The following is an 18615-nucleotide window of genomic DNA, read 5'->3' as shown; positions in this document are numbered from 1 at the left end:
GTGGGAACCAGAACGGTCCTGCAACAGCCCGACATCACGCGTGCCCTGACACGCATCGCGCACGAGATCCTCGAAGCCAACCACGGGGGCTCGGACCTCGTGCTCCTCGGCATCCCGACCCGGGGTGCCGTCCTGGCGGAGCGCCTCGGCCGGATCCTGGCCGGCATCGAGCCGGAGTGGTCCTCGGCCGCCGGCGGCATCGGGACGGAGCGTGTCGGCACGCTCGACGTCACCATGCACCGGGACGACCTCGGCCGCGGCATCGGTCGCGCGCCGCACCGGACGGTCATCCCCGCCGGCGGCATCGACGGCAAGGTCGTCGTGCTCGTCGACGACGTGCTCTACTCCGGCCGCACCGTCCGCGCCGCGCTCGACGCGCTGCAAGGCATCGGACGGCCGCGTGCCGTCCGGCTCGCCGTGCTCGTCGACCGCGGCCACCGCGAGCTGCCGATCCGTGCGGACCACGTGGGCAAGAACCTGCCGACCGCGTCCGACGAGCGGGTCACGCTGCACCTGGCCGAGACCGACGGCGACGACACCGTGTTCATCGAGCAGGGGGTGGCGTGATGCGGCACCTGCTCTCCACCGCCGACCTGTCCCGCGACCAGGCCGTCCACATCCTCGACGTCGCCGAGGAGATGGCCGAGGTCAACACGCGCGAGGTCCGGAAGCTCCCGGCCCTGCGCGGCAAGACCGTGGTGAACCTCTTCTTCGAGGACTCCACGCGCACGCGCATCTCGTTCGAGGCCGCGGCGAAGCGCCTGTCCGCCGACGTCCTGAACTTCGCCGCGAAGGGCTCGAGCGTCTCGAAGGGCGAATCCCTGAAGGACACCGTGCAGACCCTCGGCGCGATGGGCATCGACGGCATCGTCATGCGCCACGGTGCCTCGGGCGCCCCGCGGGTGCTCGCCGACGCCGATTGGATCGACGTCCCCGTGGTCAACGCCGGTGACGGGACCCACGAGCACCCGACGCAGGCGCTGCTCGACGCCTTCACCATGCGCCGCCGCCTGCACGGCACCGGCTCGCGCGGCCAGGGCCTCGACGGCGTGCGCGTCCTGATCATCGGCGACGTGCTGCACAGCCGGGTCGCCCGGTCGAACGCGTGGCTGCTCCGCACCCTCGGGGCGAGCGTGACGTTCGCCGCGCCGCCGACACTGCTGCCCGCCACCCCGACCCCGTTCGGCGCCGCGGTGCACCACGACCTCGACACCGCCCTGGCCGAGGACCCGGACGTCGTCATGACGCTCCGCATCCAGCAGGAACGCATGAACGACGCCTTCTTCCCGAACCCGCGCGAGTACACGCGGCACTGGGGCCTGACGGCGGCGCGCTTCGGGCGGCTGTCCGAGCGCACGCTGATCATGCACCCCGGTCCGATGAACCGCGGACTCGAGATCGCCGGCGTCGCCGCCGACGACCCCCGCTCGACCGTCGTCGAGCAGGTCGAGAACGGCGTCTCGGTCCGGATGGCCGTCCTCTACCTCGCCCTGACGGGCAGCGCCGGCAACGGCACCGACGCGAAGGAGTCCGCCGCATGACCGCTCACCTGATCCGTGGCGCGCAGCTGGTCGACGGCTCGCGTGCCGACATCCGTCTGGAGGGCGGGCGCATCACCGCGGTCGGGACCGGTCTCGACACGGCCGGCGCCACCACCGTGGACGCTGACGGCCTCATCGCCCTGCCCGGTCTCGTGGACCTCCACACGCACCTGCGCGAGCCCGGTCACGAGGAGTCCGAGACGGTCCTCACCGGGTCGCGTGCCGCGGCTGCCGGCGGGTTCACCGCCGTCAACGCCATGGCGAACTCGAGCCCCGTCGCGGACACCGCCGGGGTCGTCGAGCAGGTCCAGGCCCTCGGGGACGACGCCGGCTACGTGACGGTCCGCCCGATCGGCGCCGTGTCACAGGGGCTGCAGGGCACCCACCTGTCCGAGATCGGCGCGATGGCGACCTCCCGGGCGAAGGTCCGCGTCTTCTCGGACGACGGCTCCTGCGTGGCCGACCCGCTGCTCATGCGCCGCGCACTCGAGTACATCAAGGGCTTCGGCGGGGTGCTCGCGCAGCACGCCCAGGAGCCCCGGCTGACCATCGGCGCGCAGATGAACGAGGGCCGACTGTCCTCGGAGCTCGGCCTCGCCGGCTGGCCCGCCGTTGCGGAAGAGGCGATCATCGCTCGCGACGTCCTGCTCGCCGACCACGTCGGAGCACGCCTGCACGTCTGCCACGTCTCGACGGCCGGCAGCGTCGAGGTGATCCGGTGGGCCAAGTCCCGCGGCATCGACGTCACGGCCGAGGTCACGCCGCACCACCTGGTGCTCACCGAGGACCTCATCGCCGGCCACGACGGTGCCCCCGGGTACGACGCCCGCTACAAGGTGAACCCGCCGCTCCGCGCCCGCGAGGACGTCGAGGCGCTCCGCGCGGCCCTGGCCGACGGCACCATCGACATCGTCGCGACCGACCACGCACCGCACACCGCCGAGGCGAAGTGCTGCGAGTGGCCCGCCGCTGCGAACGGCATGGTCGGCCTCGAGTCCGCGCTGAGCGTGGTGCAGGCCGCGGTGGTCGACGACGGCCGGCTCGACTGGGCCGACGTCGCGCGGGTGCTGTCCGAGGCACCGGCGCGGATCGGCCAGGTCGAGGGGCACGGGCAGCGGATCGCCGCGGGAGCCCCCGCCGAGATCACCCTCTACGACCCGTCGGCCAGTCGCGAGTTCGCGGTCACCGACCTCGCTGGGCAGTCGCAGAACTCGCCGTACCTCGGCATGACGCTGCCGGGCCGGGTCGTCGCCACCTTCCACCAGGGGTACGCGACGGTGCTCGACGGCCGGGTCGTCGACGCGGAGACGATCGCGGCGCACGCCGCGGCGCTCCGGACGGGGGCGCGCGCATGAGCGGCGACGCCCAGCGCTGGCTCCTCGGCGCGGTGATCCTGCTCGCGGTCGCCGCCCTGTTCGTGGCGATGGCGCGCACCTGGCGGACGCGGACCAGGAAGCAGGCGGAAGCCGTGCCTCCGGTCCGGGTACCGGCCGATCTGGCACCTGCGGTCGGGTCGTGGGACGGGTTCACCGTCGCGACGACCCGTGCCGACCAGCCGTTGGAACGCATCACCGCAGGCGGCCTCGGGTTCCGCGGCCGCGGCGGGGTGACGGTCCACGCGACCGGCGTGGTGATGCGCCTCGCCGGCACGGACGACCGCTGGATCGCGCGTGACGCGGTCCGCGGCGCCGACCGCTCCACGTGGGCGATCGACCGAGTGGTCGAACCCGGGGGACTGGTCCGTCTGCGATGGACGGCGACCGGCGCCGCAGGTGCGACGGACCTGGACACCTACTTCCGGTTCCCGGAGGGCGACGCAGCCGCGCTGCACGCCCTGCAGGGACTGACCGAGACCGGGCCGCAGGCGACTGCGGCCGATGCTCCGCGAACCGCGGGCGAAGGGAAGAAAGCATGACACGCGAACGGGCCGTCCTGGTCCTCGAAGACGGCACCCGGTACGACGGCTGGGCCTACGGCGCCCGTGGGCGCACGCTCGGTGAGGTGGTCTTTGCGACCGGCATGACCGGCTACCAGGAGACGCTGACCGACCCCTCCTACGCCGGGCAGATCGTGGTGCAGACCGCGCCGCACATCGGCAACACGGGCGTGAACGACGAGGACCCCGAGTCCCGTCGCATCTGGGTGGCCGGGTACGTCGTGCGCGACCCCAGTCGCGTGGTGTCGAACCACCGCGCGAACGCCACGCTCGACGACCACCTGGTGCGCGACGGCATCGTCGGTATCTCTGGCATCGACACCCGCGCGCTCACCCGCCGCATCCGTGACGCCGGCGCCATGAAGGGCGGCGTCTTCAGCGGTGCGGACGCGGCACTGCCGGAGTCGGAGCAGCTGGACGCGGTCGTGTCGCAGGCGACGATGGCCGGCGCGAGCTTCTCGGCGGTCGTGTCCACCCCGGAGACCTACGTCGTCCCCGCCGAGGGCGAGCAGATCGGCACCCTGGCCGTGCTCGACCTCGGCGTGAAGGCCTCGACCACCCGGTACCTCGCCGCCCGCGGTTTCGAGGTGCACGTCGTGCCGCAGGACATCTCCGCGCCGGAGCTCGAAGCCCTCGCACCGGACGCCCTGTTCTACTCGAACGGCCCCGGCGACCCCGCCGCGTCGGACGCGCAGGTCGAACTGCTGCAGGACAGCCTGCGCACCGGCCGGCCGTTCTTCGGCATCTGCTTCGGCAACCAGCTGCTCGGCCGTGCGCTCGGCTTCGGCACCTACAAGCTGCCCTTCGGTCACCGCGGCATCAACCAGCCGGTGCTGGACACGACCACGGGCAAGGTCGAGATCACGAGCCAGAACCACGGCTTCGCGGTCGACGCGCCCCTCGGCGAGGTCCTCGAGTCCCCGGCCGGGTTCGGTCGGGTCGAGGTCTCGCACTACTCGCTGAACGACAACGTGGTCGAGGGCCTCCGCGCGCTCGACGTGCCGGCGTTCAGCGTGCAGTACCACCCCGAGGCCGCCGCCGGACCGCACGACAGCATGTACCTCTTCGACCGGTTCGCGGACATGGTGCGCGAGCGTCGCGACGGGGAGCCGCTCGACGCGGCCACCGCCGATGCCACGACCCCCGCAGCAGACATCACCAAGGAAGCGAACTGATGCCCAAGCGCGCAGACATCAACTCCGTCCTCGTCATCGGTTCCGGCCCGATCGTCATCGGTCAGGCCGCCGAGTTCGACTACTCCGGCACCCAGGCGTGCCGCGTCCTCCGGGCCGAGGGCGTCCGGGTCATCCTGGTCAACCCGAACCCGGCGACGATCATGACCGACCCCGACTTCGCCGACGCGACCTACATCGAGCCGATCACGAACGCGTCGCTCGAGGAGATCATCCGCATCGAGAAGCCGGACGCCGTCCTGCCGACCCTCGGCGGCCAGACGGCCCTGAACGCGGCCATCGCGCTCGACGAGGCCGGCATCCTCACCAAGCACGGCGTCGAGCTCATCGGTGCCAAGGTCGAGGCGATCCAGCGCGGCGAGGACCGCCAGCTCTTCAAGGAGCTCGTGCTCGAGTCCGGTGCCGACGTCGCCCGCAGCCACATCGCGCACACGCTCGAAGAAGCGAAGGAGTTCGCGAAGGACCTCGGGTACCCGCTGGTCGTCCGCCCGTCCTTCACCATGGGCGGCCTCGGCTCGGGCTTCGCCTACAACGAGGCCGAACTCGTCCGCTTCGTCGGCGACGGGCTGCAGTCCAGCCCGACGACCGAGGTCCTGCTCGAGGAGTCCATCCTCGGCTGGAAGGAGTACGAGCTCGAGCTGATGCGCGACAACTACGACAACACCGTCGTCATCTGCTCCATCGAGAACGTCGACCCGGTCGGCGTCCACACCGGTGACTCGATCACGGTCGCCCCCGCGCTGACCCTGACCGACCGCGAGTACCAGAACATGCGGAACATCGGCATCGACATCATCCGTCGCGTCGGTGTCGACACCGGCGGCTGCAACATCCAGTTCGCCGTCGACCCGTCCAACGGCCGCGTCATCGTCATCGAGATGAACCCCCGCGTGTCCCGCTCGTCGGCCCTCGCGTCGAAGGCCACGGGCTTCCCGATCGCCAAGATCGCGGCGAAGCTCGCCATCGGCTACCGGCTCGACGAGATCGAGAACGACATCACGAAGGTCACCCCGGCGAGCTTCGAGCCGACGCTCGACTACGTGGTCGTGAAGACCCCGCGGTTCGCGTTCGAGAAGTTCCCGGCCGCCGACGCCACCCTCACCACGACGATGAAGAGCGTCGGCGAGGCGATGGCCATCGGCCGGAACTACGCCACCGCACTGCAGAAGTCGCTGCGCTCGCTCGAGAAGCGCGGGTCGAGCTTCCACTGGGACACCCCGGCGGCCGAGCTCGACAAGGACGCCCTGCTGACGAAGTCGTCGATCCCGACCGACGGTCGCATCGTGACGGTCCAGCAGGCCCTGGTCGCGGGTGCCACCGCGGACGAGGTCTTCGAGGCCACCAAGATCGACCCCTGGTTCATCGACCAGATCGTGCTCATCAACGAGGTCGCGGACGAGGTCCGTGCCGCCGAGTCCCTCGACGCGGACACCCTGCGCTGGGCGAAGGAGCACGGCTTCAGCGACACCCAGATCGCGAGCCTGCGCAGCTCGGACGCGGCACCGGTCTCCGAGCAGCAGGTCCGTGACGAGCGGCACGCCCAGGGCATCCGGCCCGTCTTCAAGACGGTCGACACCTGCGCCGGCGAGTTCCCGGCCCTGACGCCGTACCACTACTCGTCGTACGACACCGAGACCGAGGTCGTCCCGAGCGACCGCAAGAAGGTCGTCATCCTCGGCTCCGGCCCGAACCGCATCGGACAGGGCGTCGAGTTCGACTACTCCTGCGTGCACGCGTCCTTCGCGCTGAGCGCCGCCGGGTTCGAGACGATCATGATCAACTGCAACCCCGAGACCGTGTCGACCGACTACGACACCTCGGACCGCCTGTACTTCGAACCGCTGACCGCCGAGGACGTCCTCGAGGTCATCGAGGCCGAGGCGGCGTCCGGCGAGCTCGTCGGCGTCGTCGTGCAGCTCGGTGGTCAGACGGCCCTGGGCCTGGCGAAGCCGCTCGAGGCGGCTGGCATCCCGATCCTCGGCACCAGCCCGACCGCGATCGACTCGGCCGAGGAGCGCGGACAGTTCTCCGCCATCCTCGACGCCGCCGGTCTGCTCGCACCGCGGAACGGCACGGCCCACGACCTGGCGAGCGCGACCACGGTGGCCGAGGAGATCGGGTACCCCGTCCTCGTCCGCCCGTCGTTCGTGCTCGGCGGCCGCGGCATGGAGATCCTCTACGACTCCCCGTCGCTCGCGGACTACTTCGACCGGATGGCCGACCAGGCGATCATCGGGCCGGAGCTCCCGCTGCTCGTCGACCGGTTCCTGGACGACGCCGTCGAGATCGACGTCGACGCGCTCTTCGACGGCGAGCGGCTGTACATCGGCGGCATCATGGAGCACCTCGAAGAGGCCGGCATCCACTCCGGCGACTCGGCGTGCACCCTGCCTCCGGTCGGCCTCGGCCGCGCGGAGATCCAGGGCGTGGTCGACGCGACCGAGAAGATCGCCCGCGGCATCGGCGTGCAGGGCCTGCTCAACGTGCAGTTCGCCATCGGCGCCGGCGTGCTCTACGTCCTCGAGGCGAACCCGCGCGCCAGCCGCACGGTGCCCTTCGTCTCGAAGGCGCTCGGCATCCCGCTGGCCAAGGCCGCGTCCCGCATCATGACCGGCACCACGGTCGCCGAGCTCGTCGCCGAGGGCATGCTGCCCGAGCGTGACGGCGCGTTCGTGCCCGCGCAGTCGCCGGTCGCCGTGAAGGAGGCCGTGCTGCCCTTCCGTCGCTTCCGCACCCGCGAGGGCCAGGTCGTCGACTCGGTGCTCAGCCCCGAGATGCGCTCCACCGGCGAGGTCATGGGCATCGACCGCGACTTCCCGCGGGCCTTCCTCAAGTCGCAGGACGCCGCGTACGGCGGCCTGCCGACCAGCGGCACGGTCTTCGTGAGCGTCGCCGACACCGACAAGCGTGCGATCGTGCTGCCGGTGCACCGCCTGCAGCAGCTCGGCTTCACGATCATCGCGACCGAGGGCACGGCGGAGATCCTCCGCCGCAACGGCATCGAGGTCGGGATCGTCGGCAAGTACAGCCAGGGCGGCGAGAGCGTCGTCGACCTGCTCGCCACGGGCGAGGTCGACATCGTCATCAACACGCCGTCGGGTGCCGCCGGTCGTGCGGACGGGTACGAGATCCGTGCGGCCACGGTGGCGGCGGACAAGCCCCTCTTCACGACGATCGCGCAGATCGGGGCGGCCGTCGCGGCGATCGAGACGATCGGCTCGCCGCTCAACGTCCGCAGCCTGCAGGACTACGCGCGCGAGCGCGCGACCTGGTGACGGCTGCCGGCGTGGACACGCCCCGGTCTGGAGGCCCGGCCTCCTTCGGCGTCCGCCTCGCGTCCGCCATGGGGGAGCGCTCACCGCTCTGCGTCGGGATCGACCCCCACGCCGCCACCCTGGCGGCGTGGGGGCTCGCCCGCGACGAGCAGGGCCTCACGGCGTTCGGCGCGACGCTGGTCGACGCGGCCGCCGGCCGCGCGGCGATCGTGAAGCCGCAGGTCGCCTTCTTCGAGGCGGCGGGGGTGGCTGGCTACCGTGCGCTCGACGCGACGATCCGCCGGGCACGCGATGCGGGCCTCCTGGTCGTCGCCGACGTGAAGCGGGGCGACATCGGGACCACCGGTGACGACTACGCGCTCGCGTGGCTCGACCGCGACGGGCCGTTCGCGGCCGACGCGATGACCGTGTCGCCGTACCTCGGGTACGGCTCGCTCCGGGGCACGATCGACGTCGCGCGCCGGAACGGTGCCGGGGTCTTCGTGCTCGCGGCGACGAGCAACCCCGAGGCCCGGGTGCTGCAGACCGCGGTGCTGGCCGAGGGACCGCGTACCGGCCGGACGGTCGCGGCCGGTATCGTTCTGGACGTGGCAGACGACAACCGGTCCGTGGGCGATCAGGCCCTCGGCGACGTCGGGCTCGTGCTCGGCGCGACCCTTCACCTCGACGACTTCGGCATCGACGCGGACGCGATCGGCACGGCGCCGGTCCTCGCTCCGGGCTTCGGTGCCCAGGGCGCCCGCATCGAGGACCTCCGTGCGCTGTACGGCGCGCGTGCCGAGCAGGTGCTCGTGAGCGAGTCGCGCGGCCTGCTGACCGACGGTCCGGACGGTGCCGCGGCGCTCGTCGCCGACCGCGCCGATCGCATCCGCACCGCACTGGCGGCGGCAGCGTGACCGACGACCACGAGGGCCTGCCCGCCCACCGCACCCCGCCAGAGGTCGACCGCGTCGCCGCGGCGAAGGCCGCCGTCGCCGCGCGACGCGCCCGGGCCGCGGTGAAGGCCGCGATCGCGTCGGGGGAGCGCTCCGCACTCGACGTCGCCCGTACCGCGTGGGACGACTCGCTGGTCGAGACGACCTCGGCGGAACGCTCGCTGCGGGTCCGTGACCTGCTGGTGAGCCTGCCGGGCATCGGCCCCGCGCGAGCCGAGGCGATCATGGGGTCCCTGCGGATCGCACGGTCGAAGCGCCTCGGTGGCCTGGGGACCCGGCAGCGCGCGGCCCTGGCCGACTGGCTCGCCGCCCGCGGTCGCAAGCGTGGTGCCTCGAAGCTCGTCGTGCTCGCCGGACCCACCGCGGTCGGCAAGGGCACGGTCAGCGCGCACATCCGACAGCACTACCCGGACGTCAACCTCAGCGTCTCCGCCACCACGCGGAAGCCGCGCCCCGGCGAGGTCGACGGCGTGCACTACTACTTCGTGGACGACGACGAGTTCGACCGCATGATCCGCGACCGTGAGCTGCTCGAGTGGGCGACCGTCCACAACTCGTACCGCTACGGCACCCCGCGCCCGCCGATCGACCGCGCGCTCGACGCCGGCGAGAAGGTCATGCTCGAGATCGACCTGCAGGGCGCCCGGCAGGTCCGCGACGCCATGCCCGAGGCGGTGCTCGTGTTCCTGCTGCCCCCGACGTGGGAGGAACTGGTGCGCCGGCTCATCGGCCGCGGGACCGAATCCGCGGAGGAACAGGCCCGTCGCCTCCAGACCGCGAAGGTCGAGCTGGCCGCCCAGGACGAGTTCGACGTGCGGATCGTGAACTCCGATGTCGGCACCGCGGCACGTGAGGTCGTAGACTTGTTCTCTGCGCCCTGACGGGTGCACTGACTTCGAGGAGACACCATGGCCAACCCCCAGGGCATCATCGACCCGCCCATCGACGACCTGCTCAGCAAGGTCGAGTCGAAGTACGCGCTCGTCATCTTCGCGTCCAAGCGCGCCCGCCAGATCAACGACTACTACGCCGACCTGCACGAGGGCTCGCTCTTCGACAACGTCGGACCGCTCGTCGACTCGACGATCGACGACAAGCCGCTGTCCGTCGCGCTCCACGAGATCAACGAGGACAAGCTCACCGTCACCAAGCAGCAGCAGCCCACCGACTGATCCCGGTGACTGCAGCTGCTCTCCGCCTCTTCACGTCCGAGTCGGTGACCGAGGGGCACCCCGACAAGATCTGCGACCAGATCTCGGACAGCATCCTCGACGCACTGCTGGCGGTCGACCCGAACGCGCGCGTCGCCGTCGAGACGATGGTGACCACCGGGCTCGTGCACGTCGCCGGCGAGGTCACGACCTCCGGCTACGTCGAGATCCCCAAGCTCGTCCGTGACGTCATCACCGGGATCGGCTACAACTCGTCGGACGTCTCGTTCGACGGTGCCACCTGTGGTGTCGAGGTCTCGATCGGTGCGCAGTCGCCGGACATCGCGCAGGGTGTGGACGAGTCGCTCGACTCCCGCACCGGTGCGGTCGACCCGCTCGACCGTCAGGGCGCCGGCGACCAGGGCATCATGTTCGGCTTCGCGACGAACGAGACCCCCGAGTACATGCCGGTCGCGATCTGGCTGGCGCACCGCCTGGCCGAGCGCCTGGCCGCGGTCCGGAAGTCGGGCGAGCTGTCGTTCCTGCGCCCGGACGGCAAGACCCAGGTCACCATCGGGTACGACGGCGTCGTGCCGAAGACCGTCGAGACCGTCGTGCTCTCCACGCAGCACTCGCCGAGCGTCACGCTCGACGAGCTCACCGCCTCGATCACCGAGCACGTGATCCGTCCGGTCCTCGACCTGGTCGACCTCGACTCGTCGCACGTCGACGTCATCGTGAACCCGACCGGTCGCTTCGAGATCGGCGGCCCCCAGGGCGACGCCGGGCTGACCGGCCGCAAGGTGATCGTCGACACCTACGGCGGGGCTTCCCGTCACGGTGGCGGCGCGTTCAGCGGCAAGGACCCGTCGAAGGTCGACCGTTCGGCGGCGTACGCGCTGCGCTGGGTCGCCAAGAACGCGGTCGCCGCGGGGCTCGCCGACCGGCTCGAGGTGCAGGTCGCGTACGCGATCGGCCGTGCGAAGCCCGTCGGGCTCTACGTCGAGACCTTCGGCACCGGACACGTCGACGACGCCACGATCGAGGCCGCCATCCGCCAGGTGTTCGACCTGCGTCCGGCCGCGATCATCCGCGACCTCGACCTGCTCCGACCGATCTACGCGCAGACCGCGACCTACGGCCACTTCGGCCGCGAGCTCCCCGGGTTCACGTGGGAGCAGCTCGACCGTGTCGAGGAACTCCGGGCCGCCGCAGGACTCGTCGCCGCGACCGTCTGAAGCACCGCGTGACCACCGTCGCGCGCGTCGTCCTCGACTCGCCGCTCCCGCAGTTGGACCGTCTGTTCGACTACCGGGTACCGGCCGAGCTCGAGGACGACTGCGTCGCGGGGGTCCGCGTCAAGGTGCCGCTGCGCACCGGGGCACGGATGTCCGACGGCTACGTCGTCGAGATCGTCACCGAGGGTGAGTACCCGGGTGAGTTGAGCCAGATCGAGGCCGTCCTGTCCCCGGTGCCCGTCCTGGCGCCGGAGATCTGGACCCTCGCACGCGCCGTCGCCGACCGGGCCGCGGGTGTCGCCTCCGACGTGCTGCGCCTCGCCGTGCCCCCGCGGCAGGTGCGCGCCGAGAAGGCCTGGCTCGCCCGGGACACCGCGTGGTCGCCGCCGCCGGTGACCGCCCCGCCCGTCACCGGCTACGCCGACGGCGTCCTGGAGGCCGTGGTGACGGAGCACGGACGCGCTGCGGTCGCCGCCGTGCCCCAGCCCGTGTCGTTGGGTGACGCGGACGCGCCGGTCTGGGTCCCGGGGTGGGCCGCGACGCTCGCCCAGGCAGCCGCGCACGCGGTGGCGGCCGAGCAGTCCGCGGTGATCGCCGTTCCGGACTTCCGCGACGTCATCGACCTCGAGCGTGCCCTGCTCGCCGTGCTGCCACCGGAGCGGGTGGTGCGCTTCGACGCCAAGCAGACGAACGGGCAGCGCGCGAAGGCACTGCTGCAGGCCCGCACGCACCCGGTGGTCGCGATCGGCAACCGCACGGCGATGTACGCACCGGCGACGGAGCTCGGCCTGATCGCCATGTGGGACGACGGCGACGCCTCGTTCATCGAGCAGCGGGCGCCCTACGTGCACACGCGCGACGTCGCCCTGGTGCGGGCCGCCCAGTCCGGTGCCGCGCTGCTGTTCGTCTCACACGCGCGCAGCACCGACGTGCAGCGCCTGGTCGAGCTGCACTGGCTGCAGGACGTCGTGCCGTACCGCGTGAAGACCCCGAAGGTCATCCCCACCGTGCAGCAGACCGGGGCCGAGGGGTTCGCCGCGCAGGCGCGCATCCCGAGCTCTGCGTGGCGTGCCGCGCGCGAGGCCAGCCAGCACGGTGCCGTCCTGGTGCAGGTCGCGAGCCCCGGCTTCGGCACCGGGCTGGTCTGTGCCGAGTGCGGCGAACGCGCGCACTGCCGGGTCTGCGGCGGGCCGCTCGGCAGCCCGCACCGTGGCGCCACTCCCCAGTGCCGCTTCTGCGGCGCCCTGGCCGTCGGGTTCCGCTGCCCGACGTGCGGCAACGGCACCGTCAAGCCGGTCGGTCAGGGAGCGCAACGGACCGCCGACGAACTCGGGCGGGCGTTCCCCGGCACGCGGATCGTCGTCGCCGACGGCTCTCGCCCGCTCGACGAGGTCCCCGCCCGCCCGTCCGTCGTCGTCGCCACCCGTGGGGCCGAGCCGTCGGTGCCGGGGGGCTACGCCTGCGTGCTGCTGCTGGACGGTGAGAAGATGCTCGCCCGCGAGGGGCTGCGCGTGCAGGAGGACGTCCTGCGCTTCTGGACGAACGCGGCGGCGAAGTCGTCTCCCGGGGCCGAGGTGTACCTGGTCGGGATCGGCGGTCGGCTGGCCTCGGCGATGGCCCTGTGGCGACTCGACGGACCCGCGCACGACGAGCTGACCGACCGCCGCGAACTCCACTTCCCACCGGCGGTCCGGGTGGCGACGATGACCGGTACCGACGAAGCCGTCACCGCGGCGGTCGAAGCGCTCGGCGACGCCGTCGTCGGTCCGGTGCTCGGCCCGGTCCCGGTCGAGGACGACGCCCTGCCGGGCACGGTCCGGGCGATCGTGCGGTTCCCGTACGCGCACGGGGCCGAGGTCGCGGCGACGCTCAAGGCCGAGGTGATCCGGCGCTCGTCGACCCGGCGGGTGCTCAAGGGCGGCAACCGCCGACGCGCCGCTCCGACGCTGCGGGTGCGGTTGGACGACGCCGAACCGTTCTCCGAGGTCTGACGCCGTCGGGCCCGCTTGGGCACGACTGGTGGCCCAGATGCAGAACGACACCGTCGACGTCTTGGGACGTCGGCGGTGTCGTTCGGGGTCTGCCGCCGTGCGGCGACCGGCTGGTGCGGGTCGGTCAGGCGTTGGCGGGCCGGCGACGCTCGCGCGGCAGCACGACGCCGAGGGCGACCATGCCGATGGCGAGGACGAGGTGCAGCCAGTTGTCGGCGTTGTTCAGCGGCACGAAGTTCGCACCCGAGCTGTGGCCGGCGGTGAACAGGCCGTAGATCCACAGCACGAAGTAGACGATCCCGCCGATCACCAGGTACATCCGCGAGCCGGAGGCACGGTTGGCGGCGAGCAGCCCGATGACGCCGAACAGCAGGTGCACGATGTTGTGCAGCACGGACACCTGGAAGATGCCGAGCAGCATGCCCATCGACTCGTGTCCGGCCCCGGCCAGGTCGCCGGTCGTAATGCCGGGGATGAACCCGGCGATCCCGACGAGCAGGAACACGATGCCGACCACGAGGGCGGCCTTCTGGACGGACGAACCGGCGTAGCGGTTGGTGGCGGTGGTGACGTCGCTCATGGGGTTTCCTCTCCTGATGTGGTTCAGACCGTACGCAGCCGATGCTCTGCTGTCCCCAAGGTGAGCCGGAACGCGCACCGTGATGCCGGCGACCGGGCAAGGCGCAGTGGCTCGCGCGTGGGAGGATCGAACCCATGCGTCTCGTCGTCGCCGGCAGCCCCGCTGCGGCCGTCCCCACCCTCCGCCGTCTGGCGGCGTCCGACCACGAGATCGTCGCGGTGCTCACGCGGCCGGCCACTCCGCAGGGCCGCAAGCGTGTCCTCACCCCGACCCCGGTGGCCGTCGTCGCCGCGGAGCTCGGTCTGCCGGTCATCGAGGCCTCGCGCGTCGACGACACCGTCACCGCCCGGATCGCGGACCTCGACGTCGACCTCGGCGTGATCGTCGCCTACGGTGCACTGCTCCGCCGCCCGGCGCTCGACGCCCCGAGGCACGGCTGGATCAACCTGCACTTCTCCGACCTGCCGGCGTACCGCGGTGCTGCTCCCGTGCAGCGTGCGGTGATGGCCGGCGACACCCGGACCGCCGCGACGGTCTTCCAGCTGGTCGAGGCGCTCGACGCCGGTCCGGTCTACGCCGCGCGGCCCTTCGAGATCGACCACGAGGCGACCTCGGGCGAGGTCCTCGCGGCGATGGCCGAGGTCGGCGCCGACGTGGTGGCGGACGTCGTGGACGCCATCGCCGCCGGCACCGCCGTCGCGACCGAGCAGTCCGGCGAGCCCACGGTCGCCCCGAAGCTCACGATCGACGACGGCCGCATCGACTTCGCCGCGCCCGCCACCGTCGTGCACGCCCGGCTGCGCGGGGTCACGCCCGAGCCCGGCGCGTACGCCCACCTGGGCGAGACCCGCGTGAAGCTGCTCCGCAGCACCCTCCAGCCGGGAGGCACGCAGGACCCCGCCCCGTCGCTCGCGCCGGGTGCGCTCGCACTCCACGGCGGTCGGCTGCTGGTCGGGACCGCCGACACCCCGCTGGTGCTGCTCGAGGTGCAGCCGGCCGGCAAGAAGGCGATGGACGCCGCCGCCTGGGCCCGTGGCCTCGGCGAACTGGACGGGAAGGTCCTCGCATGAGCCCCCAGACGAAGCCCCAGGGTGCCCGCCGCGGCCCGCGTCCGGCCAGCGCCCGCCGCGTGGCGTTCGACGTGCTCCGCGCCGTGCAGGTCGACGACGCCTACGCGAACCTGCTGCTGCCGACGCGCATCCGCCGCGCCGGGCTCACCGCCCGCGACGCCGGGTTCGCGACCGAGCTCACCTACGGGTCGATCCGGATGCTCGGCCGCTACGACGTGATCATCGCGCTGGCCTCCGGTCGCCGGGCCGAGAACATCGAGGCGGACGTCCTCGACGTGATGCGCCTCGGTGCCCACCAGCTGCTCGCCATGCGCACGCCGACGCACGCCGCCGTCGACGCCACGGTCGAGCTCGCCCGCGAGGTCGGTGCCCGCCGCGCGACCGGGTTCGTGAACGCCGTGATGCGCAAGATCGCCGCCCGAACCGACCAGGAGTGGGACGCCCTGATCACCGAGGGTCGCGCCGGGGACGCCCTGCTGGCCACCCGCTGGTCGCACCCCGTCTGGGTCGTCTCGGCGCTCCGCGACGCCCTGGCCGCCGAACGTTCCCGCGACGAGCTCGCCGCCCTGCTCGCCGCCGACAACGCCGCACCCCGGGTGCAGCTCGCGGCCCTGCCCGGCCTCGCCACCGACGAGGACATCGCCACCGCGACCGCCCGCACCGCTCCGGACGACGACACCGATGCCGCGTTCGCCGACGCGACCGGTGCGGACGACGTGCCCGCGGCCCTGGTGCCCGCCGACGACGAACCGGAGGCCGACGGCGCGACCGGCACCGTGCCTCCCGTCCGGGCCGAGGAGCCCGTCGTGCAGGCGGATGCCGCGCCGGTGTCGCCCGTCGGCATCCGCGGCATCAGCGGCGACCCGGCGCGCGTGCCGGGCGTCGCCGCCGGACGCCTGCGCGTGCAGGACGAGGGCTCGCAGCTCGCCGCGCTGGCGTTGAGCCGCTCGTCGGACGTGCGTGCGGGGGAGCGGTGGCTCGACATGTGCGCCGGGCCCGGCGGCAAGGCCGCGCTGCTCGCCGCCGAGGCGCAGCAGGGCGGGGCGACCCTGGTCGCCAACGAGCTCGTGCCCGCCCGCGCCGGACTCGTGCGGAACGCCCTCGGCGTGTTCGGTGACCACGTGCGGGTCGTCGAGGGCGACGCCCGTCGGTACGGACGCGACGGCACCGGGATGACCTTTGACCGCATCCTGCTCGACGCCCCGTGCACCGGGCTCGGCGCGCTGCGTCGCCGACCGGAAGCACGCTGGCGAAAGCTCCCCGAGGACGTCGAGGAGCTCGCTGCCCTGCAGACCGAACTGCTCGACGCCGCCGTCCGGGTGCTCGCACCGGGTGGGACCCTGGCGTACGTGACGTGTTCGCCGCACCTCGCCGAGACCCGCGGGCAGGTCGACGCGCTGATGGGGCGGCACGGGGACCGGCTCGAGCAGCTCGACACCGCCACGATCGTCCGGGTTGTCGCCGCGCGCGACCCCGAGATCGCGGACGGTGCCACGGCGCAGCTGTGGCCGCACCGGATCGGGACGGACGCGATGTTCATCGCGCTGTTCCGTCGCGTCGACTGAGGCCCCGGCCCACGGCGTTCAGGCTCCTCACTGGTAGACGCTGCCCTCGCAGGTGTGCACGGCCGAGTCGTCGAACAGCGCCCGTAGGTTGTACGCGGCACAGTCCCGGAACGTGCCGATGCTGATCCGCCGCGCCGACCGGCGGAGCTCGCCCTTCGTGGGGTCGTCCGAGCCGATGCCAGCCCGGTGGACGGTCCAGGCGATGTCCTGCGCTTCGGCGTCGAGGTAGCGCATGACCGCCTCGTTGTCCGCGTGTTGGCCGCGGTAGTCCCGCGCAAGCGTCGATCGGACGAGGCGGAGCACGGGGGCGAGCCGCTTGCCGGGAGGGGCGCTCAGCCCACCGGCCTGGTACAGCAGGCGCCGGGTGCCGTTCCGGCGCATGGCGGGGACGAGGGCGCGGACGAACTGCGTGTTGACGGGTCGCTCGCGTTGCGCGGCGACGTCCCCGAGCATCACGACGACGCCCGTCACGCCGTCGAGCAGTGCATCGAGGTCGAGGTCGTCGGCGACCGAGCCCTGCACGACCTGCAGGTCGTCGTGCTGGACAGCCAGCTTCGACGGCGTCCGTGCGACTGCTCGGACGCGGTGCCCGGCGTCGAGTGCGAGTCGGGTGAAGTGCTGGCCGGTTTGGCCGGTCGCGCCGAACACGAGGAGGGTCTGTTCCGAAGGCATGTCGTCAAAATAGGCGTTGCCTAGAAAATAGTCAATGCCTAGTTCGGGACTAGGATGTCCCCATGACCGAGCGGCCCTTCCACCACGGGAACCTGCGGGCGGTGCTCCTCGACGAGGCCGTCGCGGTGCTTCGGGAGTCAGGGATCGACGGACTCTCGCTCCGCGACCTCGCCCGCCGCGCCGGGGTCAGTCACGGCGCCCCCCGGAGTCACTTCGTCGATCGGCAGGCGCTCCTCGACGCCCTCGCCGAACTCGGCTTCGACCGGTTGACCGCTGCCGTGCGCCGGGCACTGTCGGGTGCCGACGGGCTGGAGGACCGGTTCCGCCGGGTCGCCCTGGCGTACGTGGACTTCGCAATCGACGACGCGGCGCTGATGGACCTCATGTTCCACGCGAAGACGACCGGCCGGACAGGCCCCGTGCAGGCTGCCGCGGAGTCGCTGTTCGCGGTGCTCGAGGGTGCCGTGGGAACCGCGACGACGGGGGACGACGGTGCGGACGCCCGACTCCTCTTCAAGCTCCTGTTCGCGGCGACCATGCAGGGGATCGCCACCCTGGTCGTCTCGCACCGGATCGACCGGATGCAGGGCGAACGGCTCGTCGACGCCGCGCTCGAGACGATGCTCGGCTCGGAGCTCGGCACCCGGGTGGTCGGCGGGCGCTGACGTCGCCACGGAGCGGCCCGGCAGGCTCGCGCCGGTAGGCTTGCCCGGTGACGATCCGCATCTCGCCGAGCATCCTGTCCGCAGACTTCGCGAACCTCGAGCGCGAACTCCAGCGCATCGAGACCGCCGACCTGGTGCACGTCGACGTGATGGACAACCACTTCGTCCCGAACCTGACGCTCGGGCTGCCGATCGTGCAGCGCTTGCAGCAGGTGTCGCCGGTGCCGCTCGACGTGCACCTGATGGTCACCGACGCCGACCGCAATGCGCCGAAGTACGCCGAGACGGGCGCGTCGAGCGTCACGTTCCACTTCGAGGCAGCCGACGACCCGGTGGCGACCGCCGCGGCGATCCGGTCGAACGGTGCCCGCGCGGCGATCGCCGTGAAGCCCGGCACCCCGATCACGCAGGTGCTGCACCACCTCGACGCCTACGACATGATCCTGCTGATGACGGTCGAGCCCGGGTTCGGCGGCCAGTCCTTCATGCCGTCCGTGATGCCGAAGCTCGCCGACGCCCGCGCCGCCGTCGACGCGTCCGGGCTCGACGTCTGGCTCGAGGTGGACGGCGGGATCGCGGTCGACACCGTGCCCGAGGCCGTCCGGAGCGGTGCCGACACCCTGGTGGCGGGCTCCGCGGTGTACGGCGGCGAACCCGCCGCGCGCATCGCCGACCTGCGCGAGGCCGCCGCTCGGGCGCGCTCGTGACCGGGGGAGCGCCGGAGCGCACCGGCGGCACCGAGGCGACCACTGCCTCCCGTCCGGACGGTGCGTCGGCAGCGTCGGCGGAGACCGGTAGCCTGG

17 protein-coding genes are annotated in these 18615 nt (G+C 72.3%); 15 read left to right on the top strand and 2 right to left on the bottom strand.

Annotated features, from left to right (window positions below; translation table 11 throughout):
• The 11 genes from pyrR to ABRP24_RS09850 are packed head-to-tail and all read left to right on the top strand — an operon-like array spanning nt 1 to nt 13260.
• Nucleotides 1-567 carry a bifunctional pyr operon transcriptional regulator/uracil phosphoribosyltransferase PyrR gene (pyrR, locus tag ABRP24_RS09900; protein WP_349848653.1) on the top strand — a complete coding sequence of 189 codons (567 nt, stop codon included), beginning with the start codon at nt 1-3 and terminating at the stop codon, nt 565-567.
• Nucleotides 567-1541: an aspartate carbamoyltransferase catalytic subunit gene (locus ABRP24_RS09895; protein WP_173034010.1), complete on the top strand. Its 975-nt coding sequence runs from the start codon at nt 567-569 to the stop codon at nt 1539-1541. Before pyrR ends, ABRP24_RS09895 begins: the two co-directional genes overlap by 1 nt.
• Nucleotides 1538-2896: a dihydroorotase gene (locus tag ABRP24_RS09890; protein ID WP_349848651.1), complete on the top strand. Its 1359-nt coding sequence runs from the start codon at nt 1538-1540 to the stop codon at nt 2894-2896. The genes ABRP24_RS09895 and ABRP24_RS09890 overlap by 4 nt, the downstream gene beginning before the upstream one ends.
• Complete coding sequence (locus tag ABRP24_RS09885; protein ID WP_051596738.1) at nt 2893-3456, top strand: hypothetical protein; 564 nt, start codon at nt 2893-2895, stop codon at nt 3454-3456. Before ABRP24_RS09890 ends, ABRP24_RS09885 begins: the two co-directional genes overlap by 4 nt.
• Nucleotides 3453-4652, top strand: coding sequence for a glutamine-hydrolyzing carbamoyl-phosphate synthase small subunit (carA, locus tag ABRP24_RS09880; protein WP_071244767.1), 1200 nt, complete (start codon nt 3453-3455; stop codon nt 4650-4652). Before ABRP24_RS09885 ends, carA begins: the two co-directional genes overlap by 4 nt.
• Nucleotides 4652-7945: a carbamoyl-phosphate synthase large subunit gene (gene carB, locus ABRP24_RS09875; protein ID WP_110858972.1), complete on the top strand. Its 3294-nt coding sequence runs from the start codon at nt 4652-4654 to the stop codon at nt 7943-7945. Before carA ends, carB begins: the two co-directional genes overlap by 1 nt.
• 11 nt (nt 7946-7956) lie before the next feature.
• Entirely contained in the window at nt 7957-8841 is an 885-nt protein-coding gene (pyrF, locus tag ABRP24_RS09870) for an orotidine-5'-phosphate decarboxylase (protein ID WP_349848647.1), read from the top strand.
• Nucleotides 8838-9761, top strand: a complete 924-nt coding sequence (gene gmk, locus ABRP24_RS09865; RefSeq protein WP_349848645.1) for a guanylate kinase — start codon at nt 8838-8840, stop codon at nt 9759-9761. The genes pyrF and gmk overlap by 4 nt, the downstream gene beginning before the upstream one ends.
• Nucleotides 9762-9788: 27 nt before the next feature.
• Nucleotides 9789-10052: a DNA-directed RNA polymerase subunit omega gene (gene rpoZ / locus ABRP24_RS09860; RefSeq protein WP_017887186.1), complete on the top strand. Its 264-nt coding sequence runs from the start codon at nt 9789-9791 to the stop codon at nt 10050-10052.
• A 5-nt stretch (nt 10053-10057) separates the two neighbouring features.
• Nucleotides 10058-11269: a methionine adenosyltransferase gene (gene metK, locus ABRP24_RS09855; protein WP_349848643.1), complete on the top strand. Its 1212-nt coding sequence runs from the start codon at nt 10058-10060 to the stop codon at nt 11267-11269.
• 8 nt (nt 11270-11277) lie between these two features.
• Nucleotides 11278-13260: a primosomal protein N' gene (locus tag ABRP24_RS09850; protein ID WP_349848641.1), complete on the top strand. Its 1983-nt coding sequence runs from the start codon at nt 11278-11280 to the stop codon at nt 13258-13260.
• 124 nt (nt 13261-13384) lie between these two features.
• Here the strand turns inward: ABRP24_RS09850 and ABRP24_RS09845 are convergent, their stop codons facing one another.
• Nucleotides 13385-13840 (bottom strand): DUF4383 domain-containing protein, encoded by a 456-nt coding sequence (locus tag ABRP24_RS09845; protein WP_349848639.1) that lies wholly within the window; start codon nt 13838-13840, stop codon nt 13385-13387.
• 134 nt (nt 13841-13974) lie between these two features.
• Between ABRP24_RS09845 and fmt the strand changes: the two genes are divergently transcribed.
• Nucleotides 13975-14910, top strand: coding sequence for a methionyl-tRNA formyltransferase (fmt, locus tag ABRP24_RS09840; RefSeq protein WP_349848637.1), 936 nt, complete (start codon nt 13975-13977; stop codon nt 14908-14910).
• A complete protein-coding gene (locus ABRP24_RS09835; protein WP_349848635.1) occupies nt 14907-16475 on the top strand; it encodes a transcription antitermination factor NusB in 1569 nt (522 codons plus the stop codon). Before fmt ends, ABRP24_RS09835 begins: the two co-directional genes overlap by 4 nt.
• Nucleotides 16476-16502: 27 nt before the next feature.
• Here the strand turns inward: ABRP24_RS09835 and ABRP24_RS09830 are convergent, their stop codons facing one another.
• The gene (locus ABRP24_RS09830; protein ID WP_349848633.1) at nt 16503-17147 is read right to left on the bottom strand and encodes an NAD(P)H-binding protein; all 645 of its coding nucleotides are present in this window, start codon (nt 17145-17147) and stop codon (nt 16503-16505) included.
• Nucleotides 17148-17209: 62 nt separating this feature from the next.
• On the opposite strand from ABRP24_RS09830, the gene ABRP24_RS09825 reads away from it, so the two are divergent.
• Together ABRP24_RS09825 and rpe are read left to right on the top strand one after the other, a co-directional pair.
• Nucleotides 17210-17812, top strand: coding sequence for a TetR/AcrR family transcriptional regulator (locus tag ABRP24_RS09825; RefSeq protein WP_349848631.1), 603 nt, complete (start codon nt 17210-17212; stop codon nt 17810-17812).
• A 47-nt stretch (nt 17813-17859) separates the two neighbouring features.
• Nucleotides 17860-18519 (top strand): ribulose-phosphate 3-epimerase, encoded by a 660-nt coding sequence (gene rpe / locus ABRP24_RS09820; protein ID WP_259572441.1) that lies wholly within the window; start codon nt 17860-17862, stop codon nt 18517-18519.
• Nucleotides 18520-18615: the final 96 nt, after the last annotated feature.

Origin of the sequence: Curtobacterium sp. WHRI 8282, from assembly GCF_040223925.2 — a bacterium.
GTDB classification, from domain to species: Bacteria; Actinomycetota; Actinomycetes; order Actinomycetales; family Microbacteriaceae; genus Curtobacterium; species Curtobacterium flaccumfaciens.
Note: the sequence above shows the minus strand (reverse complement) of the source record. Positions and strands in the feature narration are given on the sequence as shown.